The organism is Paraburkholderia suaedae, assembly GCF_040812055.1.
Classification (GTDB): domain Bacteria; phylum Pseudomonadota; class Gammaproteobacteria; order Burkholderiales; family Burkholderiaceae; genus Paraburkholderia.
The window spans coordinates 24405-45773 of the sequence record NZ_JBFOAH010000019.1; the positions used below are offsets into that span (position 1 = coordinate 24405).

Annotated in this window: 20 protein-coding genes; 12 read left to right on the top strand and 8 right to left on the bottom strand. The window is 59.0% G+C overall.

All coding sequences use genetic code 11. The features are described from left to right. Positions 1–208 precede the first annotated feature (208 nt). Positions 209–421, top strand: coding sequence for a helix-turn-helix transcriptional regulator (locus ABQJ48_RS23595; RefSeq protein ID WP_367840422.1), 213 nt, complete (start codon positions 209–211; stop codon positions 419–421). 346 nt (positions 422–767) lie between these two features. Beyond that, a complete protein-coding gene (locus ABQJ48_RS23600) occupies positions 768–1826 on the top strand; it encodes a hypothetical protein (protein ID WP_367840423.1) in 1059 nt (352 codons plus the stop codon). Positions 1827–1897: 71 nt separating this feature from the next. Here the strand turns inward: ABQJ48_RS23600 and ABQJ48_RS23605 are convergent, their stop codons facing one another. Continuing rightward, a complete protein-coding gene (locus tag ABQJ48_RS23605) occupies positions 1898–2266 on the bottom strand; it encodes a helix-turn-helix domain-containing protein (protein WP_367840424.1) in 369 nt (122 codons plus the stop codon). Positions 2267–2463: 197 nt separating this feature from the next. Here ABQJ48_RS23605 and ABQJ48_RS23610 point away from each other — a divergent pair, with 197 nt between their 5' ends. Then, positions 2464–2955, top strand: a complete 492-nt coding sequence (locus ABQJ48_RS23610; protein WP_367840425.1) for a YccF domain-containing protein — start codon at positions 2464–2466, stop codon at positions 2953–2955. Beyond that, positions 2952–3458 (top strand): hypothetical protein, encoded by a 507-nt coding sequence (locus ABQJ48_RS23615; RefSeq protein WP_367840426.1) that lies wholly within the window; start codon positions 2952–2954, stop codon positions 3456–3458. Before ABQJ48_RS23610 ends, ABQJ48_RS23615 begins: the two co-directional genes overlap by 4 nt. A gap of 949 nt (positions 3459–4407) precedes the next feature. Here ABQJ48_RS23615 and ABQJ48_RS23620 read toward each other — a convergent pair. The 4 genes from ABQJ48_RS23620 to ABQJ48_RS23635 all read right to left on the bottom strand — a co-directional run bounded on the left by ABQJ48_RS23620 (position 4408) and on the right by ABQJ48_RS23635 (position 8847). After that, entirely contained in the window at positions 4408–5535 is a 1128-nt protein-coding gene (locus ABQJ48_RS23620; protein ID WP_367840427.1) for a DUF4352 domain-containing protein, read from the bottom strand. Positions 5536–6154: 619 nt separating this feature from the next. Next, complete coding sequence (locus tag ABQJ48_RS23625) at positions 6155–6733, bottom strand: recombinase family protein (protein WP_367840428.1); 579 nt, start codon at positions 6731–6733, stop codon at positions 6155–6157. Between the two features lie 559 nt (positions 6734–7292). Next, positions 7293–7820: a hypothetical protein gene (locus tag ABQJ48_RS23630; RefSeq protein ID WP_367840429.1), complete on the bottom strand. Its 528-nt coding sequence runs from the start codon at positions 7818–7820 to the stop codon at positions 7293–7295. A 679-nt stretch (positions 7821–8499) separates the two neighbouring features. Further along, positions 8500–8847 carry a hypothetical protein gene (locus tag ABQJ48_RS23635; RefSeq protein WP_367840430.1) on the bottom strand — a complete coding sequence of 116 codons (348 nt, stop codon included), beginning with the start codon at positions 8845–8847 and terminating at the stop codon, positions 8500–8502. A gap of 338 nt (positions 8848–9185) precedes the next feature. Here ABQJ48_RS23635 and ABQJ48_RS23640 point away from each other — a divergent pair, with 338 nt between their 5' ends. Continuing rightward, a complete protein-coding gene (locus ABQJ48_RS23640; protein WP_367840431.1) occupies positions 9186–9794 on the top strand; it encodes a DUF6988 family protein in 609 nt (202 codons plus the stop codon). A 161-nt stretch (positions 9795–9955) separates the two neighbouring features. Here the strand turns inward: ABQJ48_RS23640 and ABQJ48_RS23645 are convergent, their stop codons facing one another. Continuing rightward, positions 9956–10273 carry a site-specific integrase gene (locus tag ABQJ48_RS23645; RefSeq protein ID WP_367840432.1) on the bottom strand — a complete coding sequence of 106 codons (318 nt, stop codon included), beginning with the start codon at positions 10271–10273 and terminating at the stop codon, positions 9956–9958. Positions 10274–10935: 662 nt separating this feature from the next. Between ABQJ48_RS23645 and ugpB the strand changes: the two genes are divergently transcribed. The 7 genes from ugpB to ABQJ48_RS23680 all read left to right on the top strand — a co-directional run bounded on the left by ugpB (position 10936) and on the right by ABQJ48_RS23680 (position 18820). Then, a complete protein-coding gene (gene ugpB / locus ABQJ48_RS23650; RefSeq protein ID WP_367840433.1) occupies positions 10936–12261 on the top strand; it encodes a sn-glycerol-3-phosphate ABC transporter substrate-binding protein UgpB in 1326 nt (441 codons plus the stop codon). A gap of 70 nt (positions 12262–12331) precedes the next feature. After that, positions 12332–13216 carry a sn-glycerol-3-phosphate ABC transporter permease UgpA gene (gene ugpA / locus ABQJ48_RS23655; protein WP_367840434.1) on the top strand — a complete coding sequence of 295 codons (885 nt, stop codon included), beginning with the start codon at positions 12332–12334 and terminating at the stop codon, positions 13214–13216. Beyond that, positions 13213–14058: a sn-glycerol-3-phosphate ABC transporter permease UgpE gene (gene ugpE, locus ABQJ48_RS23660; RefSeq protein ID WP_367840435.1), complete on the top strand. Its 846-nt coding sequence runs from the start codon at positions 13213–13215 to the stop codon at positions 14056–14058. Before ugpA ends, ugpE begins: the two co-directional genes overlap by 4 nt. Positions 14059–14142: 84 nt before the next feature. Further along, a complete protein-coding gene (locus ABQJ48_RS23665; protein ID WP_367840436.1) occupies positions 14143–15231 on the top strand; it encodes a sn-glycerol-3-phosphate import ATP-binding protein UgpC in 1089 nt (362 codons plus the stop codon). A 77-nt stretch (positions 15232–15308) separates the two neighbouring features. Then, the gene (locus ABQJ48_RS37890) at positions 15309–15413 is read left to right on the top strand and encodes a DUF3761 domain-containing protein (RefSeq protein WP_473094176.1); all 105 of its coding nucleotides are present in this window, start codon (positions 15309–15311) and stop codon (positions 15411–15413) included. A gap of 245 nt (positions 15414–15658) precedes the next feature. Beyond that, the gene (gene ettA, locus ABQJ48_RS23675) at positions 15659–17326 is read left to right on the top strand and encodes an energy-dependent translational throttle protein EttA (protein ID WP_367840437.1); all 1668 of its coding nucleotides are present in this window, start codon (positions 15659–15661) and stop codon (positions 17324–17326) included. A 372-nt stretch (positions 17327–17698) separates the two neighbouring features. After that, positions 17699–18820 (top strand): DUF748 domain-containing protein, encoded by a 1122-nt coding sequence (locus tag ABQJ48_RS23680; RefSeq protein WP_367840438.1) that lies wholly within the window; start codon positions 17699–17701, stop codon positions 18818–18820. A gap of 66 nt (positions 18821–18886) precedes the next feature. Here the strand turns inward: ABQJ48_RS23680 and ABQJ48_RS23685 are convergent, their stop codons facing one another. Both ABQJ48_RS23685 and ABQJ48_RS23690 read right to left on the bottom strand, forming a co-directional pair. After that, complete coding sequence (locus tag ABQJ48_RS23685) at positions 18887–19510, bottom strand: HAD family hydrolase (RefSeq protein ID WP_367840439.1); 624 nt, start codon at positions 19508–19510, stop codon at positions 18887–18889. Positions 19511–19544: 34 nt separating this feature from the next. Next, positions 19545–21359, bottom strand: a complete 1815-nt coding sequence (locus ABQJ48_RS23690) for an aminopeptidase P family protein (RefSeq protein WP_367840440.1) — start codon at positions 21357–21359, stop codon at positions 19545–19547. Between the last annotated feature and the right edge of the window lie 10 nt (positions 21360–21369).

Below are 21369 nucleotides of genomic sequence, written 5' to 3' on the forward strand. Positions count from 1 at the left end.
CGATCTTATGCGCGCGCGTATACATCGCGCGCGATGTATACGACGAAGTGCTCTCTGTGAACCACGGGGGCCGCTTGCGAGAATCAAAAGTACCGCCCGAGAAAATTTTCGACATTCCGAAGCGTGAATCGGCTTTGCTTCAGTAAATACAAAAGTAAGACCACCCCGCTTGGGGGTGACCGACTTTTGTCAATATCCTGAGGTACGAATGACTCACAACGCAAGAAATGTCGAACCAAACGAATTCTCGATTCTTCGGCTGCCTGATGTGAAGCGCCGGACCGGTCTTGGGCGCTCAACAATTTACGCAGCCATGCGCGAAGGTAAATTCCCGCGAAGCATCAGATTGACGGCGCGATGCGTCGGGTGGTCGACCTCCTCGATCGAAGCTTGGGTGCGAGACCGGATCGAAGCCCGCTAATAGGAACGTCGGGAGCGTCGCTTCTCGCAATTCTCCCGGCTTTTGATAGCAACACCATTCCAACGTTTTACTGTCAAATGCGATCAACTGTCAAATGTATCTAGGCCGCTTCTTGGCCCTTAATGACATCTTTCTCGATTTTAACGTATCTCGATCCTCTTTGACACCTCCGCCAGTCTCTAATAAGGGGGTAACAGCTTTAATAAGGGGGTAACAGCTCTAATAACGGGTAACAGCAATGTTGGCATCGGCGAGAAAATACAGACTCCAACAAGATGACATTTCTCTCCTCCATTAGGATAGAGATCGATCCAGACAGAATTCACATTGACTAGTGAAGTTCACATTGACTATTGAAGGTATGAAGAACCCGCTTCCTGTTGTTCAAAAACCTGTCATTGACAACCTTGCTTTTGTATTGCAGTGGGCTGCCGACTCTACAAAAGAAGAGCAAAATCGGCTGCTTTCTCCAGTTCGAGAACGCATTCGCGATGCGATTGCCCAAGGGGTATGCAATCGCGCATATCCTAACGGAAACCGGTATATCGAGAATCTTTTCATCCCCTTCGAACCGAAACGCTCTGCATTCGTCCAGATCGGAGCAGTGCAACCGGAACGCCAGAACGGGGGTATTCGGATTTCAGTCAATCCTGCGAAATTTCGTGACGGAGATTCTGAATATCTCCACGACGTCATAGCGGAGTTGATCGGCGCCAAGCAGCGGAAGCTTTGGTCGAATCCTTTGCTGAATCGGATCGACCTAGCAGTCGACGTCCTTTACGCGAATCTCGACGGCATGCTGGTCAGCTACAGCAACTCGCAGCGTAGAACGATTTTTGGAAAACGTATCAACGGTTGTGCTCGTATTGAGACATACAATTTTGGTAGCGTAAGCAGCGATTACCTATCCGCAGTTTACGACAAACGCGTGGAACAGGTTGACGCGGCCATTCGCAGCTTAGCTAAAAACAGCGACAAAAGCGAAAACTTGCGCGAGAACGCCATCAGACAAGTGCACCGCAATCGTGATGCACCGGACATGGTGCGTGTCGAGATTCGTGGAAGGAAGATGCGCGGTCTTCGTCTCTGGGAACTTGAGAGTCTACCAAACCGATTTACGAGGTTCCATTTCGCTGATCTCAGTCAGGGAGAAGCAGATTTGCACAGGCTGGTGAAGCAATCGTTTCTGGCTATGTGCCGCCAAGACGGCGTCAGAGCTGCGCTCGCCGAATTCAAGGGAACTCGCCATGAAAAGGAAGTTCGAGCCTTTTGGCAGTCGCGGCAGGCGTTATGGTGGCAACCCGACGCATTGTGGGCCGATGCTTGCCTAGCGCTACGTGGATCAGGGTTATTTCCACATAACGCATTTAACAAGCCAAAAACCATTAACCTCGCCGCCATTTGAAGCGTCTCGTCACGCGCTGGGAAGCAGGCGGGACAGCTCAGATGCTGCTGATGTGAGGCTGCCAATGTCGATCATCTCCGTGCTTTCTTCGCGCGAGAAAGGCGAGCGCACATCGCAGCGACCCAGTTCCTGATGAATTCGCGATCGTCTTCGGGAAGCTCGTTGATCAGAAGCGACACGTCAAGACCGGGATCAAGGGCACGCCCTGCCCCGCCAGCCACCAGCGTTTCCGGTAACACCCCATAAAGCGACGCCAACTCGAAAAGGCGACCGAGCGGTGGCAGCGTGTGACCACGCTCGAATCGACTGATCGTCTCCGTATTGACGCCCAGTCTTTCTGAAACTTGCTCTTGCGTCATCTCTGCCGCGTTACGAGCTTCCGCCAACGCTTGGCCAATGCGCTTGCCAAAACGCTCCTCCCGAGTCGCGGCCTTCCGCATACAACACCCCGTGTCGAACACCACAAAAAATCAGTTGTCGATACTGGCCTTGTATGAAAAATTCGGTAACACCTTAAAATGTCGACAACAACACTAAATGTTGCCTTTAATTTGCCGTTAAACAGGAAGATGTGTGGGGCGTTCGGGTGCAGACGCCCTGACAATTCCACAATGGTTTTCGGAAAAAGGACTGAAAAATGCGCACTATCGGAAACGTCATCTGGTTCTGCTTTCTTGGGGGATTCTGGGCGTGGCTACTTTGGCTCGTGGCTTCGGCCCTCTGCTTTGTCTCCATTATGGGAATCCCGTGGGGCCGCGCGTGCTACAACATTTCTGAACTCGCGGCATCGCCGTTCGGCAAGGAAGCGATCAACCGGCGCGAGTTGACGCTGAAACGCGACGTGGGCACATCTGCGCTTGGCACCGTTGGGAATCTCGTCTGGCTGCTAATCGGGATATGGATCGCACTGGCGCACACAATCGCTGGCGTCGCCTGCTGCGTCACCATCCTCGGAATCCCGTTTGGCCTGCAGCACTTCAAGCTTGCAGGCCTTGCCATCGCCCCTATCGGCAAGTCCATCGTTTCGAAAGAACTCGCGGCCGAAGCACGGCAGGCGAATGCCAAGTCCAATCTCGAAAAGGTTCGAACGGGTACGCGTGTCGCTGCGATCGCGGACTACGAGGATTGACCAACAACAGTGCGGCAACGCCCGCTCGTGCTTTGCACCTTGTCCACATGCCGACAAGCGATATCCAAAGAGCATCGAATTTTTCCGCATGCGCGGAGCAAACATTTGAGGGAAGGAAAATGAGAAAAACAGGCCAAATTCTGATGCTCGGGACAGCAGCGCTCATCGTCAGCGCACAGGCAGCTCACTCGCAGCAAGTGCCGCCCGCGTGTGAGCAGTACGTACGAGCAATGGACGCATGTTCAAAGAATGCAATTCGATTCTTCGAACGGACTGATCCAGATTCCGCCGAAAAAATCCGTCAACAAAATGCGGGGCCGACGCTTGAGAATATGTTCAAGCGCGCTGTAGAAAAGAACGGCGCGCTTGATGTGGCGAAGCGGTGCGTTGATCCTCAGATAAAACAGACGATGCTGACTCAGGTGACGAACGTGGTCACAATCCTGGGCATGAACCAGGCACTTGACCAAAATTGCCTGAATGCGATGAATGCAATCCGCTGATTCGATACTTGGCAAATCTTGTTTTGGCCTCAGCGGAAACTTACGGACCTCAGTACCGACGAACTATCTCAGATAACGCCGCACCCCGCACTCATACATTGCAGGAACGTGCTTCGCCAACAAATCAATGACGTCTAACGCGTTCAGCCTAAAACTCGTCGGCGGCGATCAAGTAGGTACGGTCGTCGCGGCACTTGTCAACAACGTACCCGCGTAAGGTTGAGGGATCGACGCATGATTTCAACGGCCCAAACATATCATCGAAGAACCGCATCAATTGCCGCCTCGTGACCAGCACATGAATCTCCAGACCGTCGTCGCCTGGGTATTTAATCCCTACCCCCTCCTTCTTTGCCCACCCCCGTACGTGAGTAATCCAATAGGGACTTGGTGGCGGAGGGAGAACGCGAAAGCGCGGTGACTGCGCCAAGAAAGCGGCAAACTCCTGATCGTCGACTGAGTCGATCCAAGCATCGCTGAAAGTCACGGTGATTCCCCAAATTTAGTATCGGCTTGATTTGTCTGCGAGCACACTCTGACCATATAGAAGCTCGCCTATATCGATCCTACTCCGGCAACCCGTCGTTTGCACTCCATGATGGATGGGAATGAACGTGACCAGTGACCACGGCCCAAGGAAGTACTCGGTAGCGCTGGACTCGGTCCGATGCGACCCGCTCAGGTCGACCCTTTGCCGTCATTCCGATCACCGTCAGTGGGTATTTTGTTTGCCACGTTGACCGCGCTGAAGCGCGCTGTCTGGGCCGCCGCGACACCGAGGATTCCGATATTCGGCGAGCGCCCGAGGTATCGGGTGAACCCACGCACGATGCGCAGATAGTTGGCTTGCGTCCTGGGGGAATCCACCAAAAAAAACGCCCGCAAGTTAGTCGCTTGCGGGCGTTCTATACCTAGTACTGAATTCTGCCCCTCGCCACCTCTGTGACTATCAGTTTTGTGCGGTATCCAAGCGAGCCGCCACGTTCCGAGTTTGCTCAATGAGTGCCATCGTATTGAGTTGATACGTGTACCAAGTATTCAGACAGGCGACGTCGTTACAGTGCTTCTCCCTAAAGTTCCACTGTCCACGCATCCGTTCTTTCAGCGCATCCAAATCGCTCGGGTTAATTGCGGTTTTGGCTCCCGTTACCGCGTTGGCGAGCTTCACGTCTGCGCCAGCAAGTGTGGGCGTGTGGCAAATCAAATATTCATTCTGCGAATGGCTTTGCCCGCAGTCAAAACTCGTCCCGTAGACCTGATTTGGGGTTGTGTTCAAGTCAGCAGCAGGGTCTGCCTGTTGATTAGCACCGGCCTGCGTAGACTGCTCCTGAGCAGGCGGTTGCTGCTCCTGCGCCTGTGCCGCGTTTGCCTGAGCCGCTGCTGGTTGCGAAGGTCCCGCCGTCGCTGCTTGCGGAGACGCCTCAGCCGCTGCTTGCGCTGTCGGATTTGCCCGAGAGACAAGGCGATAGACGAAAGCGTCTCCGACTTTTAAATGCCACGCGTCGGCATTGAACGCGTCTTTGCCGACTTCAAAAGCCTTGACAGATGTAGTCGCAATCCCCGGATTCAAATCACTGAGGATTTTGCTATTATCACCAAAGATACTTGCCGCCGCACTAGATGCATCAATGTCCGACGAGTATTTGTTACCGTTGCTGTCGACCAAATTAATGCGAGGCATGTCGAAGGAATTGATAGGCTTCGATCCTACATTCTTCTCCTTTACGATAACCACGACGTATTGCCCACCTTCGGACGCCGTCTTGGTCTCAAATGAACTGTTGATGGTCGTCCCTGTCTTCACGGCACTTAAAGTTACCTGAAGTTGACCGTTTTCCAATGTATCGCCAACATAGAATTCCTGTGGCGCCGGAGGCGTCGGTGGTGTAGTTGCTGCTTCCTGGGTGACAGATGGACTTGCCGATTGCACTGCTTGGGTTGGGTTATTATCACTGGAATTGTTGCAAGCGCCCAGCGACACAAGGACAAATGTTGAAGTCACTACAAGCATGGATTGAATGTGACTGAAACCCCGTCCCAGTTTTGGTCTTATAGATTTCTTCTGCTCTTGGCTCATTCCTTACTTTCCCCTAAACGGTGTGGTGGTTGGTCGTATATCGGCCAAATAATTCCCTTTCTTTAGCGTTTTTTGCCCTCGTCCATCCTTTTCACGACACTCGCGCAATTTATGCGAAATAGATCAAAGAAGCGAGCATCCTGCGTCCCATCAAGAGCGGCAAAGGGCAAGTGATTGCTAGAGGCACGAACGGTTGCTGGAACCCGGACGGTCACTTGAAACTCCCCCTCGTCAGCGGGTGCTATGGCCGACAACGCGTTGAGCATCGGGCGGGTTTCGGAGTGAATCCGCCGATCCACTGATCGCTACATCGCTCAGGCGAGCGGCGGAAAGTGGCCGAAACGGGAAGTTCGGCAGTTGCCCATTAGCGGCGAGTCCAGCTTCGGCGCGATCAGACTAGACGCTTCATGCGCATCTCTGTATTTGAAGCAGTCGCGTTTGCGCCACACACCGAAGCCCCAAGCTCGGTAACAAATCAATGGATATGTTTGCGCGAGCAAAGTTTGATCCGAGTGGATGGACGTGATGAATCGTTGCTAAGCTATCAACCAATATTGGACCTCGCGCTCCCTCGATCTACCGTCGCATGCATTTACGGGAGCAGCGAAAGCTCGGCCAATTACGCGATGAGGGCCGCAGCCTTCGTAATGGTCGGATGGCTCACACCATACTCTTTCGCGAGTCCGCGTGCGGTCGCGCCCGCTCCAAGCTTCACTTTGATTTCGGCGCGTTGCACGGCCGTCAGCGCCAACGGGCGGCCGGAAATCTTGCCTTCGGCCTTGGCCCGTGCGAGGCCAGCGTGCGTGCGTTCCACCAATTGGTCGCGTTCGAACTGAGCAAACGCTGCAAACATGCGCATAACGAGATCACCGGCCGCGCTCGTCACTTCCATCACTGGCAGGTCCAACACAATGACTACGACCTTCATGTCTCGCAACATCGCAACCGTCGCATCTATGTCGCGCGCGTTCCGTCCGAGTCGATCCAGCTTTGTGACCACAAGGTTGTCGCCTTCGTCGAGTTTGCCGACCAGCTTGGCAAACATCGGCCGATCCATAGCCGCGACCGTACCGCTGATCGTCTCTGCATACACGTGACGATCAGCGACAACGTAACCCGCCTTCTCGGCCAACAACACCTGATTCGCAGTCGTCTGCTCACTAGTGCTGACTCGGGCATACAGGAAGGTCTTGGACATGGCGCGCTCAGTGGAAAGACAACGTGGAAATAATATCATGTGCAAATAAACCTTGGAACAAGGACTTTATTTCCACATTTCCGACGTGTTCTGACCCGGCAAGAAAACGGTCGATTAATTACCGCAGCGAGCAGAAGGAACCACCCGAACCACTGAAACCGATCGAGCACGACCTTAAACGCCTGACCTGAAGAGATTGAACCATGGGACCTAACGACAAACTGATTTCGGCGCTGTCCGACAAACTGGTGGATCAGCCAACAACCACGTTCTTTGACGGGAACGACACGGGCTCGCATAAGGGCGGATGGGGCGAAGACAACCGCACACAGCGCGGAACTCGACCGGGGCCACGCGCCTGCAATACGAGGGGCTTAGCTGGCTTGAGCGAATCCTGACGATTGGCGAGGGAAACTCGCAGTACCGTCTATACGGTATTACTGTTTTGAGAATTAAAAAAGACTGCCTAATGATGGCAGTAGCACTGCGCTACACGTTTGGGCGTAGGACCGGACGGGATGCGTAAGGGACGTCGCACTATTGCAACCATTCAATAAGCCTACCAAAATACTGCCCCTACGCGGCTGGCGAGTCCTTCCCATAGATGCCTTACGCGCGTGAACGCAATCGATCTGCGCGACGCCTTCTCACGCACCAAAACATTTATCTCTTGCTGTTGCAGCGTCGGACTCGTACCCCTGCGCATGCGGCCACATTCAGTTAGCGCGTAGGCGCAACGGCACCGGTACACGACGGAACGCATTATGTCTCCGGTCGCCGGGACGACTCGAATCGACTCACGCGAATTAAGCAGAATCGGATAGGGCCGACCTTCCGGAGCCTCAAACTTGATAACGCTATTGGGATCGTCACGGCGTTGCAACCCGACCTCACCCACATAGACCGGGAACCCACTCAAATTGATCACTTGGACGCGGATTTCATGCGAGTCTCGATCATCGCCACGCGCAGACCCAGCCTGCGGAATTGTCGGCACGACCATCAACGATACGCGCCGCGCCCGCACCAACATGAAGGCGTTGAAGATACCAAGAACGACATTAATCGCCGTAGCAACCTTGCTCATTTTGATTCCCCGGACGTACGAACAGCCCGCCTAGTACGGTAGCCAAGACGTATCGTTACATGACCAAATGCGCGGCATGGCGGGAGAGCACGCAGTTAGGCACGACTTGTAGTTGCTCATCTCGTCGGGCGCGTTTGTGCTGGGCACCTTACATTGCGATCCGCATTGCGACACCTCAGGACTTTGCAATTGCAATGTGTCGTTCGCCCCGCGCTTTTCAGCAATCGCGATCTGCATCGTTTGATCTGCCATCAGCTTGGGCAGAACGTATGCGCGCAGGCGATCTAGTCGATCATTCTGCTCGGCCAAGTTCTGACGTATCACCGCGCCAGCAGGGAGAGTATCCTGGTGAGTGGCCTGCACTTCGGCCCACATTTCGCTCGCAATTGGCTGAGTAGTTTTTGTCACCCCTAGGCAATACGCTGCCTTTAATTCAACGTCGGTTGGCCCAGTCTGCGCTGTTGCGCGCCCAGCCAGCACGATCAAGACCGCGAAAATTGCTGAGCAGGTAAGTCGCATGAAGCTCCCCCGATATTTTTGCTTTGGCAACGGCGAGTCTCGCATATCTCAGCGGAATCCCGCAACGGAGCTAAAGACGAGCAGACCGGGCCGAGCTCGGGCAGTTGCAGACGCGCGCGGCAAGGCCGGAATCCCTCGTGGGACGCAAGTAGGACGTTACTCAGCCAAAGACCTTCAGCGCGAAGAGAAACACCGCGATGACCGCAGCGCCGTATTTGAGTTGTGTCTGCGTTTGGGGGCGCCTCCAATATGACTCTTCGGTTTGACTCTTTAACGTAGGGGCCAACTGTTCTGCGCGGTTTTCGGAGCGACTGATAATCGCCAAGCAACCAAGGATCATGGCGTTACTCCACTCGACCGGCATAGCGGAGGCGTGCTTTGTCAGTATGTGGAAATTTTGTCGATACGCACGGAGGTTCTCATAGACATAAGCGACCTCCTTTGCTGTTTCCGCGCCTAGTGCACCGATCTTCGCTGCGTTCTGATCGAAGATCGGGCTTGGCGGCATCGGCCATTCCGGCAAGTCGAGCTTTTTCCCGTTGCGTGTTTGCTCCCCATGATCTCAAGACCCTCTCTGATCCTTGGAATCGGAACGGTGTGCGATTCGAGTTCGCCAGCAAGCGCACCAGCCAAAGCTTGGCCGTCCCGAAAGCGTCCGTAATCTTCGGCCAGAAAATTGTTGAAGTAGCCACCCGTCATAACGCCTAGAAAACCGATGAGTGCGGCGCTGATATCCGCCATGTTCGTCCTTATTCGAATGGGCACGGCTGAGTGTAATCGAACCACGGTGCTATGCTGAAGCGCTATTAAAACACCTGATAACACCGGTCAGCCGAGAGGCCGCACATGCAAATCCCCGCAGAACATACCGCACTGGTCGATCTTGTCCAATGGATTGACGTACAAACTTCCGGCCTTTCCCTCCCTGGGGATGAGCGTTCGCTAATCGCTATTGGCTGCTTGGATGTCGCGATTGAGCATCAAGCTGCTATTGCTCTGCTTCATTCTTCGGAGCTTTACGGCTCGTCTTTTGCGTTGCTTAGAGTTCTGTCGGAGGCGCTTGTTAGAGGGCTTTGGTTGCACGCGTGCGCGTCAGAAGAAGAGCTAGCCAAGTTCAAAAAGGGGCGTATCGACAAAAAGTTCGCGACATTGATAGAGGAATACGAGAGTTATATGGGTACGCCAAATGGTGTCCTCACTGATTTCAAGTGTTCTGCGTGGTCCCAAATGAATGACTTTACGCATACTGGATTCATACACGTTGGTCGTAGGCATCGGCCAGGGCGTGTCGAGGCAAACTATTCAGAGGAAGACTTGAAAAACGCTCTTGGTGCGGCTGGTGCACTTGGGCTCGTCGCTGCCGGATATCTGATTGCACTTGCTGAGCGTAGAGACCTGCTGCCATTGTTCTACGAAAAAATGTCTTCGTACGCAACGCCAGCGCGGAACGGCTAGTTCATGGAGACTGCCTTGCGGAATGATCGACGGGACGCGTCAATGGCTCGACTGCGCTAAAACCGTCTGAGAGCCTTTGCGCAGCGCCGCACGTCCCTGATCCGGCGACAAGTGAGCGTATCGCTCCGTCACGGGTACGGACGAGTGACCCAACAAACCCTTCACGATGTAGAACGACACGCCGCCATCACCAGCCATCTCGCGAACATATGCGGCAAGTCAATGATTATCCATGCCTTTTTCGGCTCGACTAGGTGCCCTGACTCGCCCGAGCCGGGAAACATAAACTGAGAGTCCGCACACGCCGCCAACTTCTTACGTGCCGGAAGAATTTCCACTGCGTCGGGCACTAGCGGGACGCTCTGCGACGTCCCATTCTTGGTTTCGGGAATGCGCCATTCGCCCCGCTCCAGATTCACCTCGTCCCAACTCATCGCCAATTCGTTGGGGCGGCGTGCGCCGGTCAGCAAGCTGAGCAATATATGCGCACCGTCGCGTTCGGATAAGCCAGCACCTGCTCAAAAAATTTCGGTAATTCGTCCGGCTGCCGCAAGAGCCGTAGACTCTTCACTCGGTAATCGCCAAAGCCCTTGCAGAGATTTCTCTGGGCCCTAAACAGCAGTCGATCGCTCGGCCAACGGTGTGCTGACGAAGACAATCACGCGCCAACAGAGCCGTATACAAAACCGTATATCGTTGAGCAATTGTCCGCGACAACCCTATATCCAAATGGCTATTCCGGCCAAATTTTCCGTTTAACGTCTGAGTTCAAGTTTCGACCAGGCAGCATGCGTTGAAAAAGCCCGCTTCGAGCGGGCTTTTTGTTGGCGTCGCGGGATTCGTGGCAGCGCGAACGACACGCACGCGCCTGCTAGTGGCGCGCAGCCTGTCCCCGATTGTTTTCCTTTCCTGACAGCCGATGTTAAATTGCGGCTTCCAGCGCTCGTCGAACGCGGCCACGCCGATTCGCGCACGACGCCGGATTGTCATTGAACACAAATAGAATCGCCGATTCGCATTCGCGCCACTTGGGTACCGGCGGGGATTTGAGTAAGCGCTAAAGCGCTAACTCCGATCGACCGCGTTGCATGGGATCGGAGTAAGCGCTAAAGCGCTAACTCCGATCGACAGGAGACCAACTATGAATTGCAAGCCGCTGTTCCGTTCGCTATCCGTTGCCGCCCTACTGGGTATCGGTTTAAGCCAGGCCGCCCAGGCCGCCACCGAAATCCAGTTCTGGCACGCAATGGAAGCCGCCCTCGGCGAACGTCTGAACGACATCGCCAACGACTTCAACGCGTCGCAAAGCGACTACAAGATCGTGCCGGTCTTCAAGGGGACCTACGACCAGACACTCGCGGCCGGCATCGCCGCATATCGCAGCGGCAACGCGCCGGCCATACTGCAAGTCTACGAAGTCGGCACCGCCACGATGATGCAGGCGAAAAAGGCCGTGGTCCCGGTCACGCAAGTGTTCAAACAAGCGGGCCTGCCGCTCGACCAGAAAGCGTTCGTACCGACCATCGCGAGCTATTACAGCGACGCGAAAACGGGCCAGTTAATTTCGATGCCGTTCAACAGCTCGACACCGGTGCTCTATTACAACAAGGACGCGTTCAAGAAAGCCGGCCTCGATCCAAACCAGCCGCCGAAAACCTGGGCCGAGTTGCACACCGACGCGCAAAAGCTGAAAGCGTCCGGCATCGCGTGCGGCTATTCGTCCGGCTGGCAGAGCTGGATTCAGCTCGAGAACTACAGCGCGTGGCATGCGGCCCCGTTCGCGTCGAAGAACAACGGCTTCGACGGACTTGACTCGCAACTCGAATTCAACAAGCAGTTGCAGGTCGCGCACATCCAGTTCCTGCAGGACATGCAGAAAGACGGCACCTTCACTTATGTCGGCCGCAAGGACGAACCGGTCTCGAAGTTCTATAGCGGCGACTGCGGGATCATCACGAACTCGTCCGGCTCGCTTGCCACGATCAAGAAGTACGCCAAGTTCAATTTCGGCACCGGCATGATGCCCTACGACGCGAACGTTAAGGGCGCCCCGCAGAACGCGATCATCGGCGGGGCAAGCCTTTGGGTGTTGTCGGGCAAAGACCCGGCGGTCTACAAGGGCGTGGCGAAATTTCTCGCGTATCTGAGCTCGCCGCCGGTAGCCGCCAAGTGGCATCAGGACACGGGTTACCTGCCGGTCACGACCGCCGCTTACGACCTGACCCGCCAGCAAGGCTTCTACGAGAAAAACCCGGGCAGCGACACCGCGATCCGGCAGATGCTCAACAAGCCGCCGCTGCCGTTCACCAAGGGCTTGCGTCTGGGCAACATGCCGCAAATCCGCACCGTGATCGACGAAGAACTCGAACAGGTCTGGTCGGAAAAGAAAACGCCGCAACAGGCGCTCGACGCATCCGTATCGCGTGGCGACGAGCTGCTGCGCCGCTTCGAAAAAGCCGGCAACTAAGGCATTCGTCGGCAGGGTCGCGGCGCGCTCGCGCCGCAACCCTGGCTTGAACCCCACCCGGAAATCCTCGATGGAAAAGCGCTCCCGCTTCGGCACCAGCCTGCTGCCCTATCTGCTCGTCGCGCCGCAACTCGCTATCACGGTGCTGTTCTTCCTGTGGCCGGCGGGCGAGGCGTTGTGGCAATCCACGCAAAGCCAGGATGCGTTCGGTACATCGAGCCAATTCGTCGGCTTCGAGAACTTCAGGCAACTGCTCGCCGATCCTCTCTATCTGTCGTCCTTCAATACGACGATCATCTTCTGCGCGTTCGTCACCGTGTCCGGGCTCGCGATCTCGCTGTTGCTCGCCGTCTGCGCGGATCGGGTGACGCGCGGCGCGAAGACCTACCAGACGCTGCTGATCTGGCCTTATGCCGTCGCGCCCGCTATTGCCGCAGTGCTGTGGTCATTCCTGTTCAATCCGAGCATCGGCCTCATCACGTATGCGCTGGCGAAGTACGGCATCGTCTGGAATCACGCATTGAACGCGGGCCAGGCCATGTTTCTGGTGGTGCTCGCGTCAGTCTGGAAACAGGTCAGCTATAACTTCCTGTTTTTTTATGCAGGCTTGCAGGCAATTCCTCGCTCGCTGATCGAAGCGGCAGCGATCGACGGCGCGGGTCCCGTGCGGCGCTTCTTCGGCATCGCGCTGCCGTTGCTGTCGCCGACCAGTTTCTTCCTGCTGGTGATCAACATCACCTATGCGTTCTTCGACACTTTCCCCGTGATCGACGCGGCCACCGGCGGCGGCCCCGCGCAAGCGACCCGCACGCTGATCTACAAGATTTTCGCCGAAGGTTTCCAGGGACTCGACATCGGCAGCTCCGGCGCCCAGTCGGTGATCCTGATGGTGATCGTCGTCGCGCTGACGGTCGTGCAATTTCGCTTCATCGAACGCCGGGTTCAATACGCATGATCGAGAATCGCCGCGGTTTCGACCTGTTCTGTCACGCGGTGCTGATACTCGGCGTCGTGCTGGTGGTGTTTCCGGTATACGTCGCGTTCTGCGCCGCGACGATGAGCGAGCAGCAAGTGTTCACGGTGCCGCTGTCGCTCGTGCCAGGCACGCATCTGTTCGAGAACATCGCGTCCGTCTGGTCGCACGGCAGCGGCAATGCGGCGGCGCCGTTCGGGCGCATGCTGTTCAACAGCCTGGTCATGGCGCTGGTGATTTCAATCGGCAAGATCGCGGTGTCGATGATCTCCGCGTATGCGATCGTGTTCTTTCGTTTCCCGTTTCGCAGCTTCGCGTTCTGGCTGATTTTCGTCACGCTGATGCTGCCGGTCGAAGTGCGCATCTTCCCGACCGTGCAGGTCGTCTCGTCGATGCATTTGAGCAATACGTACAGCGGTCTGACGTTGCCGTTGATCGCGTCGGCCACTGCGACGTTCCTGTTTCGCCAGTTCTTCATGACGCTGCCGGACGAACTGATGGAAGCGGCGCGCATCGACGGCGCAGGCGCCATGCGCTTCTTCTGGGATATCGTGCTACCGCTGTCCAGAACGAACATGGCGGCGCTCTTCGTGATCACGTTCATTTACGGCTGGAATCAGTATCTGTGGCCGATCCTGATTACGAGCCAGCAGTCGCTGACCACCGCCGTCGTCGGCATCCGCAGCATGATCGCGTCGGGCGACACCGCGACCGAATGGCATCTCGTCATGACCGCCACGCTGCTCGCTATGCTGCCGCCACTCGCCGTCGTGCTGACCATGCAGCGCTGGTTCGTGCGCGGACTGGTGGACTCGGAGAAGTGATCCGCGGGGCCGGCGCGAGCGTCTTCGCACATTCGAATACCCAACACCGCGCGAACGCGGCAAGCAACGAAAGGCTAATACCGCATGGCTGCACTGACTCTGCAAGGCGTTAAAAAAACCTACGACGGCAAACAGTTCGTGCTGCATGGGATCGACGTGGACGTGGCCGACGGCGAGTTCGTCGTGATGGTGGGTCCATCGGGTTGCGGCAAGTCTACCTTGCTGCGGATGGTCGCCGGACTCGAACGCATCTCCGACGGGCGTATTTCGATTGCGGGCAAAGTGGTCAACGACCTGGAGCCGAAGGATCGCAACATCGCGATGGTGTTCCAGAACTACGCGCTGTACCCCCATATGAGCGTCGCCGAGAACATGGGCTACGCGCTGAAGATCGCAGGCGTGGAGCGCGCGCAGATCGCAAGGCGCGTCGAAGCCGCGGCGCAGATTCTCGAACTGGAAGCGCTGTTGCAGCGCAAGCCACGCGAATTGTCCGGCGGCCAACGCCAGCGCGTCGCGATGGGCCGGGCCATCGTGCGCGAGCCGGCGGTGTTTCTGTTCGACGAACCGTTGTCGAATCTCGACGCGCGTTTGCGTGTACAGATGCGCCTCGAAATCCAGCGTCTGCATGCGCGGCTCGCGACCACGAGCCTGTACGTCACGCACGATCAGATCGAAGCGATGACGCTCGCGCAGCGCGTGATCGTGATGAACAAAGGTCACGCCGAACAGATCGGCGCACCGACCGAGGTCTATGAGCGGCCGGCCACGGTGTTCGTCGCGAGCTTCATTGGTTCGCCGGGGATGAATCTGCTCGAAGGCCGCTTGTCGGATGACGGCGCGTCATTCGATGTCGCGGGCAACGGTCCGAGGCTGCCGCTGACGGGCGCGGCGTCGATTGGCCGCGAAGTCGCCAAGGGGCGGGACTGGACGCTCGGCATTCGCCCGGAGCATATGAGCCCGGATCAGGCGGACGCAGCACACGCCACCCTCATCGTCGACTCGTGCGAACTGCTCGGCGCGGACAATCTCGCGCACGGTCGCTGGGGCAAGCACGACGTGACGGTGCGTTTGCCACACGCGCATCGGCCCGCGGCGGGCGACGCGCTGCACGTTGCGCTGCCGGCCCGTCATCTGCATTTCTTCGATCCGGCGACGGGGCGTCGCGCGAACTGAGACGCGAGCCATCACGACACCTGCCCGAACCGTGACGGCAACACCGTGCACGCGCGGCCCGTTCGCCGTCGGGCAACCTGCCGCAACGCGCGAGCGCACGTTGCCGCGCTGGCACTGACAGCTTCAGCCGTCATCCCAGCGACACCTGCTCGCGACCCCGCGGCGTCGCCAACGGGCGCTGAGCGTCGCGACGTCCAGCAAACGGCGCGCTGACCCGGCTGCGGGAATTCGCGCGCCGCCCTCTGCCGCCCCGATTGCCCCGCGAAGTACAATGCCTCCTGAAACAACCGCCCGCGCGCGGCGTCGTTGAACCTGCCGCCGCGCCGGCCGGCGCCGGGTGCTCCGCCCGGCCTCGACACCGATTACCCATCCACCCACGACTGCCCGCCCCCGCGCGGCCGGCGTCGTCAACGTCTATTGCAAGCAAATGGCCCAATACGTCTTCACCATGAACCGGGTCGGCAAGATCGTGCCGCCCAAGCGTCAAATCCTGAAAGACATTTCGCTGTCGTTTTTCCCTGGCGCGAAGATCGGCCTGCTCGGCCTGAACGGCTCGGGCAAGTCGACGCTGATCCGCATCATGGCCGGTGTGGACAAGGACATCGAAGGCGAAGCCACGCCGATGCCGAACCTGAACATCGGCTATCTGCCGCAGGAACCGCAGCTCGATCCGAACAAGACGGTGCGTGAAGCGGTCGAGGAAGGCCTCGGCGATGTCTTCAACGCACAGAAGAAGCTCGACGAAATCTACGCGGCGTACGCGGAGCCGGACGCCGACTTCGACGCGCTCGCCGCCGAACAGGCGAAGTACGAAGCGATCCTCGCCACGTCGGATGGCGGCAGCGCCGAGCAGCAGATCGAGATCGCCGCCGATGCACTGCGCCTGCCGGCCTGGGACGCGAAGATCGAGCATCTGTCGGGCGGCGAAAAGCGCCGCGTCGCGCTGTGCAAGCTGCTGCTCGAAAAGCCGGACATGCTGCTGCTCGACGAGCCGACCAACCACCTCGACGCGGAATCTGTCGAGTGGCTCGAGCAGTTCCTGACGCGCTTCCCGGGCACCGTCGTCGCCGTCACTCACGACCGCTACTTCCTCGATAACGCCGCCGAGTGGATTCTCGAACTCGACCGCGGCCACGGCATTCCGTGGAAGGGCAACTACAGCAGCTGGCTCGATCAGAAGGAAGAGCGCCTGAAGCAGGAAGAGTCGTCGGAATCGGCGCGTCAGAAGGCGATCAAGAAAGAGCTGGAATGGGTGCGCCAGAATCCGAAGGGCCGTCAGGCGAAGTCGAAAGCGCGTATCGCCCGCTTCGAGGAACTGAACAGCCAGGATTACCAGAAGCGCAACGAAACGTCGGAGATCTTCATCCCGGTCGGCGATCGGCTCGGCAATGAAGTCATCGAGTTCAAGAACGTCAGCAAGTCGTATGGCGACCGTTTGCTGCTCGACGACGTCAGCTTCAAGATTCCGGCGGGTGCGATCGTCGGCATCATCGGGCCGAACGGTGCGGGTAAGTCCACGCTGTTCCGCATGCTGACCGGTCGTGAACAGCCGGACTCCGGCGAGATCGTGCAAGGCCCGACCGTCAAGCTCGCTTACGTGGACCAGAGCCGCGACGCGCTCGACGGCTCGAAGACCGTGTTCGAGGAAATTTCAGGCGGTGCCGATGTGCTGACGGTCGGCAAGTACGAAACGCCGTCGCGCGCTTACATCGGCCGCTTCAATTTCAAGGGCGGCGATCAGCAGAAGATCGTCGGCAATCTGTCGGGCGGCGAGCGCGGCCGTTTGCATCTGGCGAAGACACTGATCGCGGGCGGCAACGTCCTGCTGCTCGACGAACCGTCGAACGACCTCGACGTCGAAACGCTGCGCGCACTGGAAGACGCGTTGCTCGAGTTCGCGGGCTCCGTCCTGGTGATCTCGCACGATCGCTGGTTCCTTGACCGCATCGCCACGCACATCCTCGCGTTCGAAGGCGATTCGCAGGTGACTTTCTTCGACGGCAATTACCAGGAATACGAAGCGGACAAACGCGCGCGTCTCGGTGAAGAAGGGGCGCGTCCGAAGCGTCTACGTTATAAGCCGATCACGCGGTAAGGTCGGACGCTGCGGCCTGCTCTTGTGGATGGGAGCGGGCCGTGATCTGTTGTGGGTCCGCTTCTTTTCAGAACCGCGTTGACCGTCGTTCGGCCGCGGCGCCGCCAACGGTTTTGCGTGTCGCCCTTCCGGGAGCGCCGCAGCCGGTTCTTCAGATCAGAGCGGGCGCTACCCATCTCTCCCCGCGACGAAGTCCGCGCCACAAGCGGCATGACTGGAATGCGCGCTGGGGCACACGTATTGCGTCGCGCAGCGTGGTAAATGTCGGCGTTTGGCCCACCGCAGCCGGTGGGCGAAAGTCCGCGTGCGTCGCCGCAACGCGCGCAATAGTCAGGCGCAGCCCACCACCGAGGTGATGACGAGGAGGCAAGCATGGCGATGTCGAAAGGCAAGCGCTGGATCGTCGCCGCGGGCGGCGTATTGCTGGTGTTGATCGTCGCGGCGATCGGCGGCTTGCGGTTCGTGCAGCAGCAGGTCAAGGATCGCGTGGTGGCGGCACTCGGGCCGCTAGGCAGCGCGCAAAGCGTCGACGTCGGCCTCACCGCCGTCCATCTCACCAACGTCCTCCTCAAGGCGCCGCCCAACTGGCCGGCCGGCGCGCCGCTGCGGGCCGACGAGATCACGCTCACTCCCGACATCCACGACCTGCTGGCGCGGCGCATGCATATCCGCAGCGTGGTGGTGCGCGGCTTCGACCTCGCCGTGCTGCGCACGAAGGACGGCTCGCTCAGACTGCTGCCGAACCTGCGCGAATCGCTGAACCGTACCGATGACGAAGTCCACGGCCGGGCCGCACCCGCTTCGCGCGACAAGCAGGTCGATCATATCAGCTTCGAGCACGGCAACTTCCATTTCTACGACATGACCGTCGGCCCGCCCGCGTTCAAGGTGACGATCAGCAACGCCAACGCGAGCGTCGACAACCTCAAGTTGCCCGCCCTCAGCGAGCCGACGCAGGTCAGCGTCAGCGGCGCGGTCAAAGGTCCGGCGCATACCGGCGCGGTGTCGTTCGGCGGCTGGATCAAAATCGCCAGCCGGGATTCGCAGACCACGACCACACTGCGCGGCGTCGACGTCGCGACGCTCGACCCGTACCTGTTGAAAAAGACCGGCGCAAGAACCCGGGCGAGCGGCGGCACGGTCGACCTGACAGTCGAGTCGACCGTGCGCAACTATCGGCTGCACGCGCCCGGCACGGTGACGGTCCACAATCTGCAGCTCGCCGATAGCGGCAATCCGCTCGATACGTTCATGTCGATTCCGACCAAGGCAGTCGTCGCCGCGCTCAAGGCGCACAACGGCGACATCACGCTGCACTTCGTTCTGGATGGCGATTTGCGCGACCCGAAGTTTTCCGTGCGCGACGGCATCATGACGCGCATCGGCGAAGGTTTCGCGAAGGCGCTAGGCGTGAGCATTGAAGACGTCGGGAAAGGCGCGGGGGAGACAGTGAAGGGGCTAGGTAACGCGTTGAAGAATCTGTTGGGTCAGTAGGTCGCACACCAACCCGACACCGCGCAAACCGCACGCGCCGTGCGCGGCATTCATCAGCGCCGGTTCTCAAACCGGCAACCCCAGTTCGCGCAACGCCGCTTCGGTTTGCGCGGCACTCGTGTGATGTACGCCGTGCCAGCCAAGCGCCGCCGCGGCTTGCGCGTTCTTCGGGTTATCGTCGATGAAAACGAGTTCGCCGGGCTGGATGCCCGGGATTTGCGCGTCGATTCGCTCGCGCATGGCCGCGAAGATCGCCGGATCGGGCTTGACCAGCTTGACCTGACCGGACACGACAATGTCGCGAAACCGCCGCAGCACCGGGTAATGCTCCCACGCATAAGGAAAGGTCTCGGCCGACCAGTTGGTCAGCCCGAACAACGGCACGCCGGCGGCTTCGAGCTTTTCCATGATCCCGACGCCCTCTTCCAGCAGGCCGGCCACCATCTCGTGCCAGCGCTCGTAGAACGCGCGTATCAGCGCGGCGTGATCGGGAAACTGCGCGATCAGCTCGTCGGTGGCCTCGGCGATCGGCTGGCCGCCGTCCTGACGGATCACCCAGTCCATCGAGCAGACGTGGGTCAGAAACCAGCGGCGCTCGGTTTCGTCAGGAATCAGCTCGCGATACAGATACTCAGGACTCCAGTCGATCAGCACGCCGCCGAAATCGAACACCACTGCCTTGATCGCCATGCATTCTCCATTAGCGAAGTGATTGCCGCGCCGCTCAGATAGGCTGGGTGCGCAGCTCCAGCCATGCTTTCGCGTCGCCGCGGACATGCGGCGACAGCCGCGCGCGCACCGTCTCGTGATATGCGTTCAGCCACGCGCGTTCATCCTCGCGCAGCAGCGACCGGTCGAGGCAGCGCGTGTCGATCGGACACAGTGTCAACGTCTCGAACTTGAGGAAATCGCCCAGCTCGGTCTTCGCGGCCGGCACGTTCAGCACGAGGTTTTCGATCCGCACGCCCCACTTGCCCGGCCGGTAGATGCCCGGTTCGACCGACGTGATCATTCCCTCTTCCATCGCGGTCCACGGTTCGGCCGACGCGTAATGCGAGATGACCTGCGGCCCTTCGTGCACGTTCAGAAAGTAGCCCACCCCGTGGCCGGTGCCGTGGCCGTAATCCGCGCCGGCTTCCCAGATCGGCGCGCGGGCGATCGCGTCCAGCATCGGCGAGCGGATGCCACGCGGGAATTGCGCGCGCGACAACGCCATCGTCCCTTTCAGCACGATCGTGAAATCGCGCCGCTGCGCGTCGCTGGGGGTGCCGATCGGCACGACGCGGGTGATGTCGGTGGTGCCGCTCAGGTACTGCGCGCCGGAGTCGATCAGCAACAGGCCGTTGCCCTCGATCACCGAATGCGCTTGTTCAGTGGCGCGGTAGTGCGGCATCGCGCCGTTCGCGTTGAAGCCAGCAATGGTCGCGAAGCTCAGCGACACGAATCCCGGGCGACGCGCGCGCGCGGCCGTCAGGCGTTCGTCGATGGTCAGCTCGGTGATGGTCTCGCGGCCCAACGCGCTTTCGAACCACGCAAAGAATTCGGCCAGCGCCGCGCCGTCCTGCTCCATCGTCGCGCGCACGTGCCCGGTTTCCGCCGCGGTCTTGCACGATTTGAAGAAGGTGGACGGATTGACGGCTTCGACCACCTTGACCGTCGACGGCACCGATTGCAACGAGCCGTACGTGATGCGACGCGGGTCGATCAGCAGCGTGCTGCCGGCGGGCAGCGCGGCAAGGGCGTCCGCGGCCTTCGCATACGGCTCGACCGTGATGCCGTCGCGCGCGAGTGACTTCGCGAGTTCCGGCGACACCTTGCCCTGGGCGACGAAGAGCGACACGCGATCGGCGCCGATCAACGCGTGCGCGACGAACACCGGGTTATAGCTGACGTCGGCGCCGCGCAGGTTCAGCAGCCACGCGAGATCGTCGAGCGTGGAGATGAAATGCCACTGCGCACCTTTGTCCGCCATCGCCTGGCGAATGCGTGCGAGCTTGTCGGCACGCTCGACGCTCGCGTGCGGCGCGGCGTGTTCGAAGACGGCGGCAGCCGGCAGCGATGGCCGCTGCGGCCAGATGGCATCGAACAGATCGAGATCGGTGCGCAGTCGCACGCCGCGCGCGCTCAGCGCCTCGCTCAGCACTCGCGCTGCCGCCACGCCGAGCACGGCGCCGTCCACGCCGACCGTGCCGCCCGCCGGCACATTCTGCGCGAGCCAGTCGACATGCGGCGCGCTTTGCTGGCCGCCGGTCATCTTCATCAACTGAACGCCGGTGCCAGCGAGTTGTGCGTTGGCCTGCTCCCAATAGCGGCTGTCCGTCCAGACGCCTGCGAAGTCGGCTGTAACGACCAGCGTGCCGGCCGAACCGGTGAAGCCGGACAGCCACTGACGCCCCTGCCACCGCTCGGGCAGATACTCGGACAGATGCGGATCCGCGGACGGCACCAGGTAGGCGGCCACGCCTTCGCGCGTCATCGCGCTGCGCAAGCTCGCGAGACGTTCGGGAATGGAGGAAGTTTCGGGGAGTCGGGCATTCATAGGCGTCACC

Bases quoted from the DNA above. Each gene is read 5' to 3' on its own strand.
- ABQJ48_RS23595 (WP_367840422.1), top strand. From the start codon at position 209: ATGACTCACAACGCAAGAAATGTCGAACCAAACGAATTCTCGATTCTT.
- ABQJ48_RS23605 (WP_367840424.1), bottom strand. From the start codon at position 2,266: ATGCGGAAGGCCGCGACTCGGGAGGAGCGTTTTGGCAAGCGCATTGGC.
- ABQJ48_RS23610 (WP_367840425.1), top strand. From the start codon at position 2,464: ATGCGCACTATCGGAAACGTCATCTGGTTCTGCTTTCTTGGGGGATTC.
- ABQJ48_RS23620 (WP_367840427.1), bottom strand. From the start codon at position 5,535: ATGAGCCAAGAGCAGAAGAAATCTATAAGACCAAAACTGGGACGGGGT.
- ABQJ48_RS23625 (WP_367840428.1), bottom strand. From the start codon at position 6,733: ATGTCCAAGACCTTCCTGTATGCCCGAGTCAGCACTAGTGAGCAGACG.
- ABQJ48_RS23630 (WP_367840429.1), bottom strand. From the start codon at position 7,820: ATGAGCAAGGTTGCTACGGCGATTAATGTCGTTCTTGGTATCTTCAAC.
- ABQJ48_RS23635 (WP_367840430.1), bottom strand. From the start codon at position 8,847: ATGCCGCCAAGCCCGATCTTCGATCAGAACGCAGCGAAGATCGGTGCA.
- ABQJ48_RS23640 (WP_367840431.1), top strand. From the start codon at position 9,186: ATGCAAATCCCCGCAGAACATACCGCACTGGTCGATCTTGTCCAATGG.
- ugpB (WP_367840433.1), top strand. From the start codon at position 10,936: ATGAATTGCAAGCCGCTGTTCCGTTCGCTATCCGTTGCCGCCCTACTG.
- ugpA (WP_367840434.1), top strand. From the start codon at position 12,332: ATGGAAAAGCGCTCCCGCTTCGGCACCAGCCTGCTGCCCTATCTGCTC.
- ugpE (WP_367840435.1), top strand. From the start codon at position 13,213: ATGATCGAGAATCGCCGCGGTTTCGACCTGTTCTGTCACGCGGTGCTG.
- ABQJ48_RS23665 (WP_367840436.1), top strand. From the start codon at position 14,143: ATGGCTGCACTGACTCTGCAAGGCGTTAAAAAAACCTACGACGGCAAA.
- ettA (WP_367840437.1), top strand. From the start codon at position 15,659: ATGGCCCAATACGTCTTCACCATGAACCGGGTCGGCAAGATCGTGCCG.
- ABQJ48_RS23680 (WP_367840438.1), top strand. From the start codon at position 17,699: ATGGCGATGTCGAAAGGCAAGCGCTGGATCGTCGCCGCGGGCGGCGTA.
- ABQJ48_RS23685 (WP_367840439.1), bottom strand. From the start codon at position 19,510: ATGGCGATCAAGGCAGTGGTGTTCGATTTCGGCGGCGTGCTGATCGAC.
- ABQJ48_RS23690 (WP_367840440.1), bottom strand. From the start codon at position 21,359: ATGAATGCCCGACTCCCCGAAACTTCCTCCATTCCCGAACGTCTCGCG.